Source organism: Mesorhizobium sp. M0633 (assembly GCF_040320645.1).
Taxonomy (GTDB): domain Bacteria; phylum Pseudomonadota; class Alphaproteobacteria; order Rhizobiales; family Rhizobiaceae; genus Mesorhizobium.
On record NZ_JAMYQC010000001.1, the window covers coordinates 268,697 to 284,822 of the forward strand.

Below are 16,126 nucleotides of genomic sequence, written 5' to 3' on the forward strand. Positions count from 1 at the left end.
CTTTTTAAATTTAGCGAGCCGGGCAATCAGGCGGCACCCATGCCGCATCCCAGGGCGGCGCGGAAAAATGCTCGATCAGGGCGTCGACGACGACGCGCACCTTTGGCGCGAGATTGCGTGTTACCGGCCAGATGGCATGCACCACGGTGTTTTCGACAAGACAGTCCGACAGAACCATTTCGAGCTCGCCGCGCCTGATGCTGTCGGCCGTCAGCCATGTCGGCAGATAGACGATGCCGCAGCCGGCCAGTACCGCATCGAGCATCGGTTCGCCGTGGCCGAGCACCAGCCGCGCCTTGGGCGCGAATTTTTCGAGACGGCCGTCGACATGCCTGACTGTCCAGGGGTGGACCGTGCCGTCGCGGCCGTAGCCGATGAGGCTGTGCCTGGCCAGGTCCTCGATCGATAGCGGCCTGCCATGGGCGTCGAGATAGGCGGGGGCGGCGCAGATGGCCGAACGTTGGGCATAGATGCGGCGCGCGGCGATCGACAAGCTGTCGTCGAGGTCGCCCATACGCACCGCCAGGTCGATGCCTTCCTCGATCAGGTCGACGCGCCGGTCGTTGAACGAGATTTCCATCGTCAGGTCCGGGAATTTTTTGGAAATGTCGAACAGCAGCGGGGCGACGCACCGCCGGCCGAAGGCCAAAGGCAGGTCGACGCGCAGCCGCCCGGAAGGCACCTGCTTGCGCGATGCCAACAGCGACCGGGCGGCTTCGATCTCGGCCAGTGCCCTGACGCAGGCTTCGTAATAGCTCAGGCCCTCGCTGGTCGGGCTGAGGCTGCGGGTGGTGCGGTTGAGCAGGCGGACGCCCAATCGCTGTTCCAGCTGCGCGATCGACTTGCCGACCGCCGATTTGGTGACATGCAGCCGTGCGCCAGCGCCGGTGAAGCTGCCGGCCTCCACCGCGTGAATGAATGCGACGATGCCTTGCAAATTGGCCGATTCCAATGAAGCGCTCCTATTGTAGAGTTTTGCTCCTTAATCTGTTGCAGAACATGCCACATGGAAGCACTTTTCTCCATAGTGAAACGGCGTAAATGTCTCGCGCAATCATCAACCACGGAGCGCGAACCAAATGAGCACCGAAAACAGATCCTGGCAGATGAACGGTTTCGGCCTGTCCAGGTTGAAGCCGGCTGATGGAAAGCTGCCCCAACCCGGGCCGCATGATCTTCTGGTACGCGTCACAGCGGTATCGCTGAATTACAAGGACAGGATGATCGTCGATGGCGTGCTGATACCGGACCTCAGCTTTCCGTTCGTGCCGACATCGGACGCGGTAGGCGAAGTAGTCGCCACCGGCAGCGAAGTCAGCCGCTTCGGCATCGGGCAGCGCGTGCTCGGCCAGGTGATCGCCGACTGGCCGGACGGCGACGCCCCGCCGGTGCTGCACAAGCATACGCTTGGTTCGTCACTGCCCGGCATGCTGTCCGAGCATGTGCTTTTTCATGAGGATGCCGCCGTGGCGGCGCCGCCGTCGCTCAGCGACGTCGAGGCATCGACGCTGCCGATCGCGGCGCTGACGGCGTGGTTCGCGCTGGTCGAGGCGGCCAAGCCGATCCCGGGGGAAACCGTTCTCATCCAGGGCACCGGCGGCGTGTCGCTGTTTGCGCTGCAATTTGCCGCCGCCTTCGGCCTGCGCGCCATCGTCACCTCGAGCAGCGACGAGAAGGTCGAGCGGGCGAAGGCGCTCGGCGCCTGGAAGGCGATCAATTATCGCAGCCAGCCGGCATGGGACGAGGCTGCGCGCGAACTGACAAACGGGGCCGGCGTCAGGCATGTGCTGGAAATGGTCGGCGGCGACAATGCGCGGCGCTCGCTCAATGCGCTGGGCGCCGACGGCAGGCTGTCGCTCATCGGCCTTCTCGGCAGCATGGAGCTCAGTTTCCCGATCATTCCGTTCCTGCGCAACCGGATCGTCGTCCAGGGCATATCGATCGGCCACCGCCGCGCTTTCGAGCGAATGAACCAGGCGATCGAGACGCTCGCGATCAAGCCGGTGATCGACAAGGTGTTTGGCTTCGACGAGGTGCCGCAGGCATTCGAGCGTCTGGAGACGGGACCGTTCGGCAAGATCGTGATCACCGTGCCCTGAGCCCGTCGGGACGAAATGGGTCAGACGGGAAGGCCGATCGCGCGCCTACGGCAGTTGCAGCAGGACGCCGATGATGGCCTTGCCGTCGGTGAAATAGGGATCGCCTTCGCCGTTGCGCCCGGTCTTCGTGGCGCCGACGCCTGGTATCTCGCTGGTCGAGATCAGCATGCCGGCGGCGGAGAGGTCGCGCATCAGCCCATCGCGCTCGGCGTCGATGTCGGGGCCGATGTGATGAGTGATCGCGCCGGTGTCATGGCTGAGGCCGACGCCGCGGTCGAAGCTTGCCGAGCCGAGCCAGAGCGGCCGGCCGTCGTCTCCGGTCGCATCGGTCTGCCAGAAGCGGACATGGTGGCGCCGGTCGGCGCTGTCACCGACCGGCTTTTCGAAGGCGAGGTCCTGGGCGCGGCCTTCGAACAGCAGCCGGCTGACCGGCGCGTCGGGATAGGGGCGGTCAAACAGCACGCTTTCGCCGATTTCGATGGCCGTCTTCAGCGTGATGGCGTCTGCCGTATCCCAGCCGGCGACGGCAAAAGCATGGACAAGCTCCTTCTTGGTGCCGACAAGGCCGACATTGATCGGATCGCCCGGAATGCCTTGCGGCGTGTGCGTCACCATCTCGAATTGCTGATTGCGAAAATTGCGGTCCCGCAACGTCCAGAACTCAGGCGCGGCGAAATAGGCGAGCGAAAGATAGGCGGCACAGCATGCCACCAGCCAGGTCGTTGCACGTCGTCGCAGGCTTCGTTGGCTCAAGAGGCACCACCCAAGCGTCTGCGCACCATCTTAACCGGCGCAGCAAGTCTTGGGCAGGGGCTGCAATCAGCGGCAGGCGCGATAGCCGTTCTTGCGGTTCTTGATGTCGAAATGGAAATGGTTGCGGTGATCGTAATTGTAGCCGGGGCCGAGCACGGTGGTGAAATACTGGCAGCCGTCGGCGCGGACATTGTTGAGGAAGCCGCGGGTGCGGAAGGCGAACAGGCCGGGCTTGCGGACGTCGATATCGTCGCCATTGTTGAGTTCGATGCTCATCACGTCGAGCGCATTGCCCTTGCCGTGTTCCGACAAAACACCTTCGCCGGCAATCCTGCGGCAGGAATAGCTCGAGCCCTGGTGGATGGTCTTGACGCCTGAGAAATAGCGCCAGCGGGCCGACGGCACGAGTTCGTTCCTGGTCCAGCCGGCAAAGGTGGCGGCCATGTCGCAGGTCAGCGTCGCGGCCGGCTTCATCTCGACACTGCCGATGGCCGAGACCTTGACCGGATAGTCGATCCCGCACTGGCCTTCATGGATCGGCGCAACGTCGGTGTAGACGACGCCGAGGCGTTTCAATTCCTTGCGGCAATCGATCTCTGTGGCCGGCATCTGTTCGGCCGGCGACATCGGGTTGTCCAGGCGCGGATAGGCGGCCGTCATAAAGGGATTGGACGGGACGAGGCGCTGCATACCCGAATATTGCGGCCCGGAATCTTGCGCGCCGGAATATTGCGGGTCGGAATTGGGCGGGACGGCAGCGGTCTGGCTGCCGACATCGACGGCCGGCTGCAGCGACAGCACGCTGCCGGTATTGCAGGCCGAGACCGCCGCAATGGCAAGCAGGGCGGCAAGCCTGCCGGCTATGCGCGCGCGCCTTGTTTGCCGCGCGGCGGCAAGCGCAGCGCGAAATATTCCGGCCATCGGCAGGTATCCTGTCCCCAGATGGCACAGAGTTTAATCGCCAAGGGTAAAGGAAAAATCAGCGGCGCCGTTCACGCCTGCGGCCAAATTGCGGCGCCCGACCTCGGCGGGCTCGATGTCACTGGCAAAACGTACCACCGTTGCGGCGCGGTTCGAGGTCGAAGTGGAGATGCTGCGAATGATCGGCGTCGCTGCCGGGGCCAAGCACGGTCTTGAACGGTCCGCAGGCTGCCTTGCGCACTGCGTTCAGGAATTTCGCGTCCTTTTCCGGCGGCGCCGGGCCGACATCGATCTCCTTCCCGTCCGAAAGCTTGAAGCTGGCGATATCGAGCGCGTTGCCGAAGGCGTGCTCCGACAATTTGCCGCCGCCATTGCGCGACCGGCAGACAAAGGCGGAGGCCTGGCCGATCGATTTAATATCCGCGCCGAACTCGGCCTTTGCGGCAGGCTGGATGACCGAAGCAGCAAAGCGTGCGGCCGCTTCCGCCATCTGGCAATTCAGCTCGGGCTCCGGGCCGATGGCGATGGATTTGCCGAGCGTCCTCAGCACGATCGGGTAGGGGATCGAGCAACCGACCGCCGTATCGCGCTCGGGCTTGCGCTCCACGAAATCGACGCCCATCGACTTCAGCCGCCTGCGGCAGGCCAATTCTTCGGCCGGCATTTCTTTCTCGGCAATGGCGGCCGATCGAGGATCAGGAAGGATTTTTTTCTCCTCCTTTTTGTCCGCCTCGGCCGGCTTTTCCGACGGGTTCGGTGCGCTTGCCGATGGCTCTGCCTCCGCTGGCTTTTCAGGAGGTAGTGGTGCGATCGCCGGCGGCTCCGGCTGCTTGGCGTTTGGCTGGCCGTTTTGCGGCTGAGTGGCCTGGGGCGGCTCCGGAGCATCCGCCGGGCGCGGTTCGGGGACCGGGATCTCGGTTGGTGGCGGGGGCGTGACTTGCTGGTTGAGCTGCGGAACCGGTGCAGTTTGCGGCAATTGAGGGGCCTTGGCCGATACGGACCCGGCCAGCGGCGTAGCCGCAACGGCCAGCAGCAATCTGCCCAATCTGAAAAAGCCAAACGCCGCCATTACGTCGCAACGGCCAGAATGCAGGGAAGTTGCCTTGAGCGAGGGGGGCGGCCGATCACAATCGGTAACCGCGCCGTCACGCGCCGATCGCTTCCAAGCCTTCCTCGAGCCAGTCCGCCAGCAGCGGCATGCCGAGCAGATATTTTGCCGTGCGCTTGTTGGCGCGCTCGCGGGCGGCGGACAGCGCGTCCGTCCATTCCGTCGCGTCATAGTCGCCGCGGCCGACCCAGGCCAACGCAATCAGTTCGGCCGCTTCGTCGACATTGAGATCGTCGATCAGCTCGCGCAGTTCTTCTTCGGTGAGATCTTCGGAGCTTTCCTCGGCAAGGCCGTCATGATGGTGGTTGTCGTGCGCGTTGCCGTCGAGCTCTACCTCGTGCTCGGCGCCGTCAGCATAGTCTTCGTTGACGGCGGCGCTGAGCGCCTTCGCCTTCAGGATGAACAGGCGCACGGTGTCGGGACCGATCGAAAGCTCCCAGTCTCGTTCAACGCGTTGCTGCACCGGCCGTCTCCCTGCTTCGTGCTCGGTCGGCCGGATGATAGCGGATTTGCAGCGCTCGTCACATTATCTTGCGCGGCGGCGTTGATCGTGAAGCATGATTTCCGATGCCCTCTCTTCCCGGGATAAGATGGCCTTGCTGGGAGAGATCGCGGTTTTGAGATAGGATGACATTTTCCGGGACGAAACGGCGTTGGCCCGGCGTTAGTGTTGCATTGTCAGTTCAAAGGAGAATTCGATGCGCAGACGATTGCTGATTTACGCCATGGCCATCGCCGCCCTGCCGCTGATTGCGGCTCCGGCGTTTTCGGCTGGAGAGGGCGGAGGAGGTGGTGGCGGCGGTGGCGGCAATGGCGGCGGCGGCCAGTCCCAGTGCAAGAAGGGGGAGGCGTGGGACAAGAAACAGAAGAAATGCGTCTCCCCGAAGCAAGGCATGCTGGACGACGACAGCATCTACGATGCCGGTCGCGCGCTGGCGATGGATGGACGCTATGACGAGGCGATCGCCGTGCTCAGCCTCGCCGCCAACAAGCAGGACCCGCGCATCCTCAACTATCTCGGCTATTCGCACCGCCATTCCGGCCGCGTCACCGTCGGCCTCGGCTATTACGAGGAAGCGCTGCGCATCGACCCGAACTACACGCTGGTACGCGAATATCTCGGCGAGGCGCACCTGCAGATCGGCGATCTTGCCGGCGCCCAGGAACAGCTCCGCGAGATCGAGAAGCGCACGGGCAAGGGATCTCGCGAATACGGCATGCTCTCGGAGCAGATCGATCATTTCATGAGGAGCTGATCCTCCGGAACGCTCCTCATAACCGGCTGTGAGCGATCGCAGCCGGTTTTTTGCTGTGCTGCACATGTTGGCCACAACCGAGATTTGGCATCACGGTACACGATACGATCTTGGAAACCCCCGCTTGACGTGGGGTCAGCCGTGCAATCGGTGGATGATTTTTCAAAAACCGACTTTTTGGACGTGAAAAACCCGCGAAGATTGCTATATCTTGCGAAATTGTGGTGAGACGGTTCCGTTAGCCCGAGGCTGCCGGACCGTTTTCTTTTTGTACCATCGACAAGGTCGCTCCCGATTGCGGGGGCGGCGGCAGGAAAGGTCAGGCATTATGAACAAGGTCCCGATGACAGGCGAGGGGTTCGCGTCATTGAAGGAAGAGCTGCGCTGGCGCCAGCAACAGGAGCGGCCGCGTATCATCGAGGCGATTTCCGAAGCGCGCTCGCATGGCGACCTCTCCGAAAATGCCGAATATCACGCGGCAAAAGAGGCACAGAGCCTCAATGAGGGCCGGGTCAACGAACTCGAGGACCTGATCGCGCGGGCCGAGGTGATCGACGTCACCAAGCTCAGCGGCGACAAGGTCAAGTTCGGCGCCACAGTGGTGCTGGTCGACGAGGATACCGAGGAGAAAAAGACCTACCAGATCGTCGGCGACCAGGAAGCCGACGTGAAGTCCGGCCGCATCTCGATCTCCTCGCCGATCGCCCGCGCCCTGATCGGCAAGGAAGTCGGCGACGCCATCGAGGTCAATGCGCCAGGCGGCGCCAGGGGTTATGAGATCGTCCAGGTGCAATTTATCTAGGGGATTGGCGCTGCTCTGCCTTCTCCCCTTGTGGGAGAAGGTGGCCTCGCGAAGCGAGGTCGGATGAGGGGTGTTCCAGCTTGGCTCCCTCCGCACTCCGTCCAACACCCCTCATCCGTCTTGGCGCTGCGCGCCAATCCACCTTCTCCCACAAGGGGAGAAGGGAAGGGGCAGCGCTGACCTTTCTGATTGAATTGATTGAGCAAATCAGCGGCCACCGGCCTGACCAAGCGTCTGGCGCTCCACAAGCCTTTCGGCTTCCGCCATCACCTCCGGCGGCGTGACGCTGTGGCCGGGCCTGGCCAGCAGCGTCGATGAGAACGGCCCGCGCGGGCCGGTCAGGCCAGGCTCGGTAGCGAGGAATATCGCCACCGTCGGCAGGCCGAAAGCGCTGGCGAGATGGGTCAGGCCGGTGTCGGCGCCGATGACCAGCGCCGAGCCGCCGATGACGGCGGCGATCTCGGCTAGCGGCGACCTGGGAACCACCACGGTTTGCGAAATGGCACGGGCGATCGCCTCGGCAACCGCCTGTTCCCGATCGTTCGACCAGGTGGTGACCGGCGTTATTCCCTTGTCCACCAGCAGGCGAGCGGTTTCGATCCAGTCCGCGACCGGCCATTTCTTGTCCTCGCGGCTGGTGCCGTGCAGCAGGAAGGCGGTCTTTTCACCGGCAAAAGTCGATCTTCCGGCTGGCGGCACGATGCCCGATTCAAGCCTGGAAAAATCCAGCTCGTAGCCGAGCGCCAGCCCGAACAGCCATCTCGTGCGCTCGATGGCATGCAGGCCGCGCGGCACGGCGTAGCGATGGCCATAAAACAGGCTCGCCGAAGGCTCGCGGGCGCTCGAACGGTCGAAACCGGCGATCGGCGCTGCCGCCAGCCGCGCCACCAGCGCCGATTTCAGCAAGCCTTGCGCATCGAGAACGAGGTCGTAGCGGCAATCGCGCAAGGCGCGGCGCAAGCCGATCACTTCCCGCCATGTGCCGGGCTGAAGCAGCTTCCTGCGCCAGCGCCGGATCGCCACGCTGTGGATGGTTTGGATGGCTGGATGCAGCGCCACGATGCCGGCAAATGCCTCTTCGACACACCAGTCGAAGGAGATATCCGGCCGAGCGCGGCGCGCGTCCTCGATCGCCGGGAAGGTGTGGATGACGTCGCCCATGGACGATGTCTTGACGATCAGCACTTTCATGCGGCGGCCGGCATTTCCAGCAGCCGCTCCGCCGCCGCCACGACGCGTTCGACCTCCAGCGTCTTCAGGCAGTTGAGATGACCGAGCGGGCAGATTTTTTTGTGGCAGGGCGAACAGGACAGGCCGAGCCAGACCAGTTCGCGGCGCTCGGCGAGCGGCGGCGTGTTCTGCGGCGAGGTCGAGCCGTAGACGGCGACTACCGGCGTGCCGACGGCGGCGGCGACATGCATCAGCCCGCTGTCGTTGGAGACGGCGAGCCTCGCCGCCGCGATCAGGTCGATGGCATCCTCGAGCCGCGTCTGGCCGGCAAGATCGACCGTGCCCGGCGCCAGCGCGGCGATTTCAGCCGTCACCTCAGCGTCGTTCTTCGATCCGAACAGCGCGACGCCAAACCCTTTCGCCATCATCTCACGGGCAAGGCCGGCATAGTGTTCGCTCGGCCAGCGCTTGGCCGGGCCGAATTCGGCGCCGGGCATGAGTGCCACGAATTTCCCCGCCGTCAGCCCGAAACGGCCGAACAATGCTGCCTGGTTGGCTTGATCGACGGCAAGCTTCGGCGCCTGGAACGCGCCGCCCCGGGCAAGGCTGAAATAGGCCTGCGCGGTGCGCCGTTTCAGGCGATCGGGCAAGGGCACGATGTCGGTCAGAAGCCCATAGCGCATTTCCTTGAGATGGCCGACGCGGCGCGGAATGCCGGCAAAGAACGGGATCAGCGCCGACTTCCAGCTTCCCGGCAGGACAAAGGCCATGTCGTAGCGGCCGCGCAGCAGGCGGCCGAAGCGCCTTCGGACGCGGAATTCGAACGCGCCGGATTGCAGCGGCAGGTCGATCTGCTGGCGGATTTCGGGCATGCGCTTGACCAGGGGTGCTGCCCACGCCGGCGCCAGCACGTCGATGGCGGCGTTGGGATGAAGCTCCTTCAGCGCCTGGAACAGGCACTGCGCCATGACCATGTCGCCCACCCAGCGTGGGCCGATCACGAGGATCGTTGGGCTTTCAGCCATTCGACATAATCTCTGACGCCGGTTTCCACTGTGCGGAACTGGCCGTTGTAACCGGCTGCGCGCAAGCGGGACATATCAGCTTGCGTAAAGCTCTGGTAGCTGCCCTTGAGGTGGTCGGGAAACTCGATGAATTCGATCTGGCCCTTGCCGAGCGTATCGATCACCGTCTCGGCAATGGCGCGGAACGGCTGGGCCTTGCCTGTGCCGCAGTTGAAGATGCCGCTCGAGCCGCGTTTCCACAGCCACAGATTGACGTCGGCGACATCGCCGACATGGATGAAATCGCGGCTCTGTTCGCCGGGCCCGAAACCACCATGGGCGCCGAACAGTTTCGGGTTCTGGCCTTGCTCGACCTGGTTGAACAGATGGAAGGCGACCGAGGCCATGGCGCCCTTATGCGCCTCGCGCGGTCCGTAGACGTTGAAATAACGCAGGCCCGCCACCGGCGAGTGGTCGGTATCGAAGACAGTGCGGCGGACATAGTCGTCGAACAGTTTTTTCGAATAGGCATAGACGTTCAGTGGGCGCTCGTATTGCGGCTCCTCGCGGAACTCGGCGCCGCTGCCATAGACGGAAGCGGACGAGGCATAGAGGAAGGGCAAGCGCAGGGCCAGGCAGGCGTGCAGCAGGCGCTTCGAATAGGCGTAGTTGACCTCCATCATGAACTTGCCGTTCCATTCGGTGGTGGTCGAGCAGGCGCCCTGGTGGAAGACGGCCTCGATGCGGCCGAGGTCGCCGGCCTCCATCCGCGCCAGAAAATCGTCCTTGTCGAGATAATCGGCGATCTCGAGATCGGCGAGGTTGGCGATCTTGTGGCCGTCGGTGAGGTCGTCGACGACGAGGATGTCGCTGAAACCCTCGGCGTTGAGCGCGGCGACGATGTTGGAACCGATCATGCCGGCGCCGCCCGTGACGATGATCATGAAAGCCTCTGGTACCTTGTGCCGGTTGTAGCCCTTGTGGGATTCTGGCCTTATAGGGGAGGCGGGCCGGGCTGTCGACAAAGCAGGTGGCGGGGCGGCCGGATGAGCGCCACAGTGCCGCCGCAAAGCTCTCGCTTCAGTCGGTGACCACCGGCGAAGCGTGACAGGAGCAAGGTAATGCCGTCAACCGAACTGCTTGTCGCCTTTTTCGCCACCACGGCGATCTTCGCCTATATCCCCGGTCCCGCCATGCTCTATGCCGCCGCGCAAACCATGGCGCGCGGCCGCTGGTCCGGGCTGATGGCGGCGCTCGGCATCCATCTCGGCGGCTACGTTCATGTCTTCGCCGCCGCTGTCGGCCTGTCGGTGCTTTTCCATGCCGTGCCGGTGCTTTACATGGCGGTCAAGCTGGTCGGTGCGCTGTATCTGGTCTGGCTCGGTGTTTCTTTGTTTCGCGCCAAGGCGCAAGGCGACGTTGTCTTGCCGGGAATTCAGCCGAAATCCGCCCGCCGCGCGTTTTTGGAGAGCGTTGCCGTCGAGGTGCTCAACCCGAAAACGGCGATTTTCTTCATGGCGTTCCTGCCGCAATTCATCGATGCCTCGGCAGCGTTTCCGGTCTGGCTGCAGTTCGTCGTGCTTGGAACGATCGTCAATTTGATGTTCTCGTCGGCCGACATTGTTTGCGTGATACTGGCCGGCGCGGTGATCGCCAGGCTGCGGCAGTCGAGCCGGGCGCAGCGCCTGATGCGGCGCGCCGGCGGTGCGGTGCTTGTCGGACTGGGCGTGCATGTCGCGTTGCAGAAAAGCTGACGCACTGTCTCGCCGCGGCGATCGGTCGAAGGCCTGCCGTTGCGTCGGCTGAAATTGCGGTATATCGGCATCGCCATGAACGGCCGGCCCTGCCCATCGAATTTCCCGTCACCGAAAATCGGCCCTCCCACGCGTTGACATGATCAAGCTGCCCTCTCCCGAACCCCTTCACCGCGCCATCTCGCGCTTCGGCAGCGCCACTGTGCTGGTGGTCGGCGATTTCATCCTCGACCGTTTCGTCAACGGCGTGATCGAGCGCATTTCGCCGGAAGCGCCGATCCCCGTGCTGCACGGGCGCGGCGAAACGCTGGCGATGGGCGGCGCCGGTAATGTCGTCGCCAACATCGTTTCGCTCGGCGCTGCCGTCATACCGGTCTCGGTGATCGGCGCTGACAAGGCCGGCAAGAACCTCATGCGCATGCTCGGCGAATTTGGCGTCGACACCGGCGGGCTGGCGCAGGATGCCGATCGCATGACGTCGTCCAAAAGCCGATTCAGCGCGCTCAACCAGCAGGTGCTGCGTTTCGACGAAGAGGAAATCAAGCCGCTGGGCGATGCCGAGCGCGCGACATTGGTCGGGCATTTTCGCGAAGCGCTGGCGCGCGCCGACATCGTCATCCTGTCCGACTATGGCAAGGGCGTGCTGCTCGACGGCGCCGCCGGCGAGCTGATCTCGATCTGTCGGGAAGCGGGCAAGCCGGTGCTGGTCGACCCGAAGGGCCGCGACTATGCGCGTTATGCCGGCGCGACGGCAATCACGCCCAACCGCAAGGAACTCGGCGAGGCGGTCGGCCGCGCAGTGTTTGCCGACGACGAAATCGAGGCGGCGGCGCGCCAGCTGATTTCGGCGCACGGTTTCGATTTCGTCGTCGCGACGCGCAGCGAAAAGGGCATGAGCGTCATCGGTGCGGACGACGCCCGCCATATCGCCACGCAGGCGCGCGAAGTGTTCGACGTTTCGGGCGCCGGCGACACGGTGATCGCGACGTTTGCACTGGGACTTGCAGCAGGCGCCGACCGCGTCATGGCCGGATCGATCGCCAACGCCGCCGGCGGCGTTGTCGTCGGCAAGCGCGGCACGGCGCGGCTGACGATCGAGGAACTCACCGGTGCGCTGTTTCGCTCGCATGGTCCGGTCGCCCACTTGGATGCGATCCTCGATGCCGCCGCCGCCGCGCGGCTGGTGGCGGGCTGGAAAGACGAGGGCTTGAGCGTCGGCTTCACCAATGGCTGTTTCGATATCCTGCATGCCGGCCATGTCAGCCTGTTGCATGCGGCCCGCAGCCAGTGCGATCGGCTGGTGCTCGGCCTCAACAGCGATGCCTCGGTGCGCCGGCTGAAAGGGCCGGGGCGCCCGGTCAACGACCAGCATGACCGGGCCTGCGTGCTGGCAGCACTTGCCTCGGTCGACGCCGTCGTCATCTTCGAGGAGGATACGCCGCTTTCGCTGATCGAGGCGCTGAGCCCCGACATACTGGTCAAGGGTGCCGACTATACGGTCGATCAGGTGGTTGGCGCCGATGTCGTGCAGAAGGCCGGCGGGCGCGTCGTGCTGGTCGACCTCGTCGCCGGCAAGAGCACGACCGGCACTATCGGCAGGTTGCGCGCCGGGAACTGAGGGTTTCATGTCCGAACTGAACGATTACCTGGCCCGCTCGGCGGCCGCGATTTCGGCGATGGTCGAGCGCGACCTGACCAGCGAGATGGAGCGGGCGGTCAGCGCCGTCGTCGCCGCGCTTTCGCAGGGCAAGGCGCTGCTGATAGCAGGCAATGGCGGTTCGGCCAGCGACGCCATCCATATCGCCGGCGAGCTGGTCGGCCGCTTCCTCAGGGAGCGCAAGGCCTACAACGTCATCGCGCTGCCGGCCAACGCGGCGGTGCTGACCGCCTGGGGCAATGATTACGGCTTCGACACGGTGTTTGCGCGCCAGGTCGAGGCGCATGGTTCGGCGGGCGCCGTGCTGCTCGCCATCTCGACCAGCGGCAATTCGCCAAGCATCCTCGCCGCCGCCCAACAGGCGCGCATGATGGGCATGACGGTGGTCAGCCTGACCGGCGACACCGGCGGCAAGCTGAAGCCGCTCTCCGACATCCTGCTCAACGTACCCTCGACCTCGACGCCGATCATCCAGCAGGGGCATTTGTGCCTCTACCACCATTTGTGCGAAATGGTCGAAACGCGCCTCTGCGACGCAGGGTGATTGCGCCAGGCCGGGTAGAGGCCGTCAATTGTCAACGGGGAGAAGGGACTAGCCGCAACGCTGGCGACCCCTCTCCCCGTCCTTCACGGGGAGAGGGTAAGGTGAGGGGCAGCCCTAGCCTGTAGCGATTATTATTTGACGCATAGCCACATTTTGTTCTTGCTTTGTGCCGGCAGCTATGCTACTAATTTGGGTATGGTGATGATTTCCACCGACGATCCCGCCCGCCGAGGCGGGTTTTTTGTTTCCGGGTTTTTGTTTCGCAGCCGCTTTGCCTGCTCTCTTAAGCCGAAAACGCCACCAGCCCTTCGTCTTTGACCCGGCGGATGGTCAGCGCGGTTCGCACCGTATCGACATTGGGGGCCGAGGCCAGTTCCTCGATGACGAAGGTCTGGAAGGTGCCGAGATCGCTCGCCACGCAATGTAGCAGGAAATCGGACTCGCCCGACACCATCCAGGCGTCGCGCACGATCGGCCAGCCGCGGGTGCGCTCGGCAAAGGTCTTGAGTTCGGCGTCGGCCTGGTGATGCAGGCCGATCAGACAGAAGGCGACGACGTCGAGGCCGAGCGCCGGAGCGTTGAGCAAAGCGCGGTAGCCGCGGATGATGCCGGCCTCTTCCAGCCGCCTGACGCGGCGCAGGCACGGCGGCGCCGAAATGCCGACGCGGCTCGACAGTTCGACATTGGTCATGCGTCCGTCCTGCTGAAGCTCGCGCAGGATCTTCCAGTCGATGGCATCGAGATCGGCCTTGATCGGCATGGTGGCTTCCGTGATGACGCGAAAGAATCTTTCGCGACTTTGTAATTAAACGACTTTGCTGTCTATTCCATCCGCTGGATCGAGGATTTTTGCATCATCTTGCTGCGGGTTGCTTGTCGCCGTCGCCGGCGCCGAAGCCTTCCGGGGACGAACGGCAACTTGCCTTGCTCGCGTCGCAGGCAACACTTACATTACGCGCAACAATCGACGAGAGTTCATGCCACAATCCATGGCTGCTCCCCGCAGAGGTTTTTCATGATCACCAAGCATGCGCCTGTTCTCATCATCGGCTCCGGCCCCGCCGGCTATACGGCGGCGATCTATGCCGCCCGCGCCATGCTCAAGCCGATGCTGGTCGCCGGCCTGCAGCAGGGCGGGCAACTGATGATCACCACCGATGTCGAAAACTATCCGGGCTTCGCCGAACCGATCCAGGGTCCATGGCTGATGAGCGAGATGCTCAGGCAGGCCGAGCATGTCGGCACCGACATCGTCAACGACATCATCACCGAAGTCGACCTCAACGTGCGGCCGTTCCGCGCCAAGGGCGATTCCGGCACGATCTATACCGCCGACGCGCTGATCATCGCCACCGGCGCGCAGGCGAAATGGCTGGGCATCCCGAGCGAACGGACCTTCATGGGATTTGGCGTTTCGGCCTGCGCCACCTGCGACGGCTTCTTCTATCGCGGCAAGGATGTCGCGGTGATCGGCGGCGGCAATTCGGCGGTGGAGGAAGCGCTCTATCTCTCCAACCTGGCCAAGAGCGTCACCGTCATCCACAGGCGCAGCGATTTCCGCGCCGAGCGCATCCTGCGCGAGCGGCTGCTGCGGAAAGATAATATCCGCGTCATCTGGGACGCGGTGGTCGACGAGATCACCGGCAGGCCCGGCAAGGCGCCGCTGCCGCCATCGGTCGAAGGGCTGAAGCTGCGCAACGTGGTGACCGGGCAGGAGATGCATCTGGTGGTCGACGGCGTGTTCGTGGCGATCGGCCACGCGCCGGCGGTCGAGCTGTTTGCCGGCAAGCTGAAGCAAAAGCCGAACGGCTATCTGTGGACGGCGCCGGATTCGACCCGCACCGATATGCCGGGCGTGTTCGCCGCCGGCGACGTGACCGACGATATCTACCGCCAGGCGGTGACGGCGGCCGGGCTCGGCTGCATGGCCGCGCTCGAGGCGGAAAAATATCTGGCGGGGATCGAGGTTCACCGCGAAGCGGCGGAGTGAATGTTGAACAAGCGGCTGAGAAAAGCCGCGCAAAAGCCTGATTTTTCATTCAGACGCCAAAACAGGCGGACGCCAGAAAACAGGACGAGGGGAAATCATGGCGTTGGATTGGGACAAGCTACGCGTGTTTCACGCCGCAGCGGAAGCGGGGTCGTTCACCCATGCCGCGGAAACACTGCATTTGTCGCAATCGGCGATCTCGCGGCAGGTCAGCGCGCTCGAGCATGACGTCGGCGTGCCGCTGTTCAATCGCCATGCCCGCGGCCTGGTGCTGACCGAGCAGGGCGAGATGCTGTTCCGCACGGCACACGACGTGCTGATGAAGCTCGAAACCATCAAATCGCGACTGACCGAAACCAAGGACCGGCCCTCCGGCGTGCTCAGGGTGACGACGACGGTCGGCCTCGGCGCAGGCTGGCTGACCGAGCGCGTGCAAGAGTTCATCGAGCTCTATCCCGAGGTCAGCCTGCAGCTCATCCTGGCCAATGAGGAGCTCGACCTCACCATGCGCCAGGCCGACTGCGCCATCCGGCTGCGCCAGCCGCAGCAGCCCGACCTCATCCAGCGCCGCCTGTTCACCGTGCATTTCCATCTCTACGCGGCGCCCTCCTATGTGAACAAATACGGCAAGCCGAATTCGATTGCCGAGCTGAAGGCCCATCGTATCGTCACCTTCGGCGTGCCGGTGCCGGCGCATCTGTCGGAACTGAACTGGCTGGAAACGGTCGGCGATTTCGAAGGCGGGCAAAGGGTGCCGACGCTGCAGATCAACGACATATTGTCGATCAAGCGGGCGGTGCAGGGCGGCGCCGGCATCGCCATGCTGCCGGATTACGTGGTCAGCAAGGATTCCGGGCTAGTGCAGTTGCTGCCCGAGACCGAAGTGCCGTCCTTCGATACCTATTTCGCCTATCCCGACGCGATGAAGAACCAGGCGAAGCTGCATGTCTTCCGCGATTTCATCATCGCCAAGGCGCGCAGCTGGTCGTTCTGATTTAATGCATGTCGCGCAAAAGTGTGCAGCGGTTTTGCGATAACGACATGCATCAAACAAGAACCTAAAGCGCG

17 protein-coding genes are annotated in these 16,126 nt (G+C 63.7%); 8 read left to right on the forward strand and 9 right to left on the reverse strand.

Annotation, left to right across the window (positions count from 1 at the left end):
* Positions 1-10: 10 nt before the first annotated feature.
* Positions 11-952: a LysR family transcriptional regulator gene (locus NKI47_RS01325; RefSeq protein ID WP_352586834.1), complete on the reverse strand. Its 942-nt coding sequence runs from the start codon at positions 950-952 to the stop codon at positions 11-13.
* A 127-nt stretch (positions 953-1,079) separates the two neighbouring features.
* On the opposite strand from NKI47_RS01325, the gene NKI47_RS01330 reads away from it, so the two are divergent.
* Positions 1,080-2,099, forward strand: coding sequence for a zinc-dependent alcohol dehydrogenase family protein (locus tag NKI47_RS01330; protein ID WP_352586836.1), 1,020 nt, complete (start codon positions 1,080-1,082; stop codon positions 2,097-2,099).
* Between the two features lie 45 nt (positions 2,100-2,144).
* Here the strand turns inward: NKI47_RS01330 and NKI47_RS01335 are convergent, their stop codons facing one another.
* From NKI47_RS01335 to NKI47_RS01350, 4 genes are all read right to left on the reverse strand, one after another.
* On the reverse strand, positions 2,145-2,852 hold the full coding sequence (locus NKI47_RS01335) for an LssY C-terminal domain-containing protein (protein WP_352586838.1): 708 nt from the start codon (positions 2,850-2,852) through the stop codon (positions 2,145-2,147).
* A gap of 66 nt (positions 2,853-2,918) precedes the next feature.
* A complete protein-coding gene (locus tag NKI47_RS01340; protein ID WP_352586840.1) occupies positions 2,919-3,773 on the reverse strand; it encodes an extensin-like domain-containing protein in 855 nt (284 codons plus the stop codon).
* Positions 3,774-3,891: 118 nt separating this feature from the next.
* Entirely contained in the window at positions 3,892-4,842 is a 951-nt protein-coding gene (locus NKI47_RS01345; protein ID WP_352586842.1) for an extensin-like domain-containing protein, read from the reverse strand.
* 76 nt (positions 4,843-4,918) lie between these two features.
* Positions 4,919-5,344, reverse strand: coding sequence for a DUF3775 domain-containing protein (locus NKI47_RS01350; RefSeq protein ID WP_023678354.1), 426 nt, complete (start codon positions 5,342-5,344; stop codon positions 4,919-4,921).
* A gap of 235 nt (positions 5,345-5,579) precedes the next feature.
* On the opposite strand from NKI47_RS01350, the gene NKI47_RS01355 reads away from it, so the two are divergent.
* Positions 5,580-6,137: a tetratricopeptide repeat protein gene (locus tag NKI47_RS01355; RefSeq protein WP_254819249.1), complete on the forward strand. Its 558-nt coding sequence runs from the start codon at positions 5,580-5,582 to the stop codon at positions 6,135-6,137.
* A 328-nt stretch (positions 6,138-6,465) separates the two neighbouring features.
* Positions 6,466-6,939: a transcription elongation factor GreA gene (gene greA, locus NKI47_RS01360; RefSeq protein ID WP_023719113.1), complete on the forward strand. Its 474-nt coding sequence runs from the start codon at positions 6,466-6,468 to the stop codon at positions 6,937-6,939.
* Between the two features lie 207 nt (positions 6,940-7,146).
* Here the strand turns inward: greA and waaC are convergent, their stop codons facing one another.
* The 3 genes from waaC to rfaD are packed head-to-tail and all read right to left on the reverse strand — an operon-like array spanning position 7,147 to position 10,057.
* On the reverse strand, positions 7,147-8,130 hold the full coding sequence (gene waaC, locus NKI47_RS01365; RefSeq protein ID WP_352517062.1) for a lipopolysaccharide heptosyltransferase I: 984 nt from the start codon (positions 8,128-8,130) through the stop codon (positions 7,147-7,149).
* Entirely contained in the window at positions 8,127-9,134 is a 1,008-nt protein-coding gene (waaF, locus tag NKI47_RS01370; RefSeq protein WP_352517063.1) for a lipopolysaccharide heptosyltransferase II, read from the reverse strand. The genes waaC and waaF overlap by 4 nt, the downstream gene beginning before the upstream one ends.
* On the reverse strand, positions 9,107-10,057 hold the full coding sequence (rfaD, locus tag NKI47_RS01375) for an ADP-glyceromanno-heptose 6-epimerase (RefSeq protein ID WP_352586845.1): 951 nt from the start codon (positions 10,055-10,057) through the stop codon (positions 9,107-9,109). The genes waaF and rfaD overlap by 28 nt, the downstream gene beginning before the upstream one ends.
* Positions 10,058-10,234: 177 nt before the next feature.
* Between rfaD and NKI47_RS01380 the strand changes: the two genes are divergently transcribed.
* The 3 genes from NKI47_RS01380 (at position 10,235) to NKI47_RS01390 (ending at position 13,068) form a co-directional block, all read left to right on the forward strand.
* Positions 10,235-10,867: a LysE family translocator gene (locus NKI47_RS01380; protein ID WP_023678350.1), complete on the forward strand. Its 633-nt coding sequence runs from the start codon at positions 10,235-10,237 to the stop codon at positions 10,865-10,867.
* 139 nt (positions 10,868-11,006) lie between these two features.
* Positions 11,007-12,485, forward strand: a complete 1,479-nt coding sequence (gene rfaE1, locus NKI47_RS01385) for a D-glycero-beta-D-manno-heptose-7-phosphate kinase (RefSeq protein WP_352586847.1) — start codon at positions 11,007-11,009, stop codon at positions 12,483-12,485.
* A 7-nt stretch (positions 12,486-12,492) separates the two neighbouring features.
* A complete protein-coding gene (locus tag NKI47_RS01390; protein WP_352586848.1) occupies positions 12,493-13,068 on the forward strand; it encodes a D-sedoheptulose-7-phosphate isomerase in 576 nt (191 codons plus the stop codon).
* A 283-nt stretch (positions 13,069-13,351) separates the two neighbouring features.
* On the opposite strand, the gene NKI47_RS01395 is transcribed toward NKI47_RS01390, so the two are convergent.
* Entirely contained in the window at positions 13,352-13,828 is a 477-nt protein-coding gene (locus NKI47_RS01395; RefSeq protein WP_023678347.1) for an Lrp/AsnC family transcriptional regulator, read from the reverse strand.
* A 255-nt stretch (positions 13,829-14,083) separates the two neighbouring features.
* Between NKI47_RS01395 and trxB the strand changes: the two genes are divergently transcribed.
* Positions 14,084-15,058, forward strand: a complete 975-nt coding sequence (trxB, locus tag NKI47_RS01400; protein ID WP_352586850.1) for a thioredoxin-disulfide reductase — start codon at positions 14,084-14,086, stop codon at positions 15,056-15,058.
* Positions 15,059-15,155: 97 nt separating this feature from the next.
* Positions 15,156-16,052, forward strand: a complete 897-nt coding sequence (locus tag NKI47_RS01405; protein ID WP_023719100.1) for a LysR family transcriptional regulator — start codon at positions 15,156-15,158, stop codon at positions 16,050-16,052.
* The last annotated feature ends 74 nt before the right edge of the window (positions 16,053-16,126 follow it).

What these genes read in the sequence shown, in the direction of transcription:
- NKI47_RS01330 (WP_352586836.1), top strand. Translation starts at nt 1,080, where the DNA reads ATGAGCACCGAAAACAGATCCTGGCAGATGAACGGTTTCGGCCTGTCC.
- NKI47_RS01340 (WP_352586840.1), bottom strand. Translation starts at nt 3,773, where the DNA reads ATGGCCGGAATATTTCGCGCTGCGCTTGCCGCCGCGCGGCAAACAAGG.
- NKI47_RS01345 (WP_352586842.1), bottom strand. Translation starts at nt 4,842, where the DNA reads ATGGCGGCGTTTGGCTTTTTCAGATTGGGCAGATTGCTGCTGGCCGTT.
- NKI47_RS01355 (WP_254819249.1), top strand. Translation starts at nt 5,580, where the DNA reads ATGCGCAGACGATTGCTGATTTACGCCATGGCCATCGCCGCCCTGCCG.
- greA (WP_023719113.1), top strand. Translation starts at nt 6,466, where the DNA reads ATGAACAAGGTCCCGATGACAGGCGAGGGGTTCGCGTCATTGAAGGAA.
- waaC (WP_352517062.1), bottom strand. Translation starts at nt 8,130, where the DNA reads ATGAAAGTGCTGATCGTCAAGACATCGTCCATGGGCGACGTCATCCAC.
- waaF (WP_352517063.1), bottom strand. Translation starts at nt 9,134, where the DNA reads ATGGCTGAAAGCCCAACGATCCTCGTGATCGGCCCACGCTGGGTGGGC.
- rfaD (WP_352586845.1), bottom strand. Translation starts at nt 10,057, where the DNA reads ATGATCATCGTCACGGGCGGCGCCGGCATGATCGGTTCCAACATCGTC.
- NKI47_RS01380 (WP_023678350.1), top strand. Translation starts at nt 10,235, where the DNA reads ATGCCGTCAACCGAACTGCTTGTCGCCTTTTTCGCCACCACGGCGATC.
- rfaE1 (WP_352586847.1), top strand. Translation starts at nt 11,007, where the DNA reads ATGATCAAGCTGCCCTCTCCCGAACCCCTTCACCGCGCCATCTCGCGC.
- NKI47_RS01390 (WP_352586848.1), top strand. Translation starts at nt 12,493, where the DNA reads ATGTCCGAACTGAACGATTACCTGGCCCGCTCGGCGGCCGCGATTTCG.
- NKI47_RS01395 (WP_023678347.1), bottom strand. Translation starts at nt 13,828, where the DNA reads ATGCCGATCAAGGCCGATCTCGATGCCATCGACTGGAAGATCCTGCGC.
- trxB (WP_352586850.1), top strand. Translation starts at nt 14,084, where the DNA reads ATGATCACCAAGCATGCGCCTGTTCTCATCATCGGCTCCGGCCCCGCC.
- NKI47_RS01405 (WP_023719100.1), top strand. Translation starts at nt 15,156, where the DNA reads ATGGCGTTGGATTGGGACAAGCTACGCGTGTTTCACGCCGCAGCGGAA.